Consider the following 1,386-nt stretch of genomic DNA (forward strand, 5'->3'; position numbering starts at 1 on the left):
TGGTCGCGCTTGCTCGCCCGCAATCCGTCCGTATCGCCTGAGTTCAGCATCACCGAGGAGTCCCTGTTTTCAATCTCGATTTATGCAACAACGCCTATTTGTGATCAGAATACATTAAACATTTCTAAAATTGCGCTGAAAATTCTGAACTTTTCTGAATTTTCTCAGGGGTGTCGAGCCGCTTTGGAGCGGCTAACAAACCATGCCTGGTCATATGGCCGGAGAGCGTTGCCATGCATCATGGCACGGCAGATTCAGCCACAGGGTGCGAACACGACCTCCGATGTGCTGTATCTGACGGGTGAGTGGCGGCCATCGACGGGACGGGTCAAGTAACACTCAAGGCCCCCGTGCGAATGAAGGGTGCCCCCGACACACTCGCGACCAGCATGCTGCAGTCCGAGAAGGACTTTGTGCTGGAAGTCACGACAGCCGGCGGGGCGCGGCTGCGCTATCCGTTGCAACTGCAAGAGGCCGGCGATGCGGACACCCCGCGATTTGGCTTCGAAGTCACCATTCCGGCGGTCGACGGCATTCAGTCTCTGCGCGTGCTTTGTGGTCTCTCTGCCCTGCAGACTGTGACGGCTGCCCAGGGACCCAAACCGCCAATGCTACGCGCGATGTCCGCCCCACCCAATGCGATTGTCAGATCGTGGGGTACCAATCGTGTGCGTGGGAACAATCTCGAGCTGACATGGGATGCGGCACGCTGGCCCTGGCTCTCCGTCTGGCAGAAGACTGCAACCGGAGTCGTAGTCGACCCATAGCCTTTCTCCCGAGGCAGGTGGACGAGCATGGTGAAACGGCTTGATCTCTCCACCAGCGTCCCAATAGCAGATCGGTTCAGACCGATGATCAGGTCACCCTCCCAATGCCCTGGCACAGCACGATCCTGCGCTTCTGCAGGCCGGCTACAGATCATCACATCCTCGGTAACAATGGCTTCGTGAGATATTCGCATGGATTCATCATCCGGGAAGTCGCAATGGCTGGTCGCCCGTACAGATTTCCAATCGGCTGCAGATCGGACCCATTTGCGGTCACCGCGATGCGGTTTGTTTCTTCCTTTGAACGGCGCTTGCCGAGGCCCAGAAATTTCACGGCCATCAGCGTCGCGAACCTTGCCCTCCAAACGATCTTGCGCATAGTGGAGCAGCCGTGGGTTAGTCACCACTTTCGGCGGTTTGGGTCTTTTGGCAACCCGTTCCGCCTTCCACTGCGCAACTGAAGCCCGATACTCAAGCTGGCCGCCACGAGTTGCAGCGTTACGCGTCAGTTCCCGAGAGACCGTTTGTGCGTGAGCACGGGATTCGATGGGCGCGCGGGCACGGTAAATGATGGGTGGCTGCGGTCTGGTCCATCGCCAATGTTGCAGGTCGTCGGGTG

2 protein-coding genes and 1 pseudogene are annotated in these 1,386 nt (G+C 58.2%); 2 read left to right on the top strand and 1 reads right to left on the bottom strand.

Annotation, left to right across the window (positions count from 1 at the left end):
- On the top strand, positions 1 to 336 hold a 336-nt coding region (locus K309_RS43715; RefSeq protein WP_232232663.1), incomplete at its 5' end, for a hypothetical protein.
- Between the two features lie 53 nt (positions 337 to 389).
- Positions 390 to 767: a hypothetical protein gene (locus K309_RS42750; protein WP_198030919.1), complete on the top strand. Its 378-nt coding sequence runs from the start codon at positions 390 to 392 to the stop codon at positions 765 to 767.
- Positions 768 to 769: 2 nt separating this feature from the next.
- Here the strand turns inward: K309_RS42750 and K309_RS41410 are convergent.
- Positions 770 to 1,291 (bottom strand): annotated as a pseudogene (locus K309_RS41410) (transposase); the annotation flags it as partial.
- Between the last annotated feature and the right edge of the window lie 95 nt (positions 1,292 to 1,386).

Source organism: Cupriavidus phytohabitans (assembly GCF_000426345.1).
Classification (GTDB): domain Bacteria; phylum Pseudomonadota; class Gammaproteobacteria; order Burkholderiales; family Burkholderiaceae; genus Cupriavidus.

Coding starts and splice junctions, on each gene's coding strand:
- K309_RS42750 (WP_198030919.1), top strand. CDS start 390: ATGCTGCAGTCCGAGAAGGACTTTGTGCTGGAAGTCACGACAGCCGGC.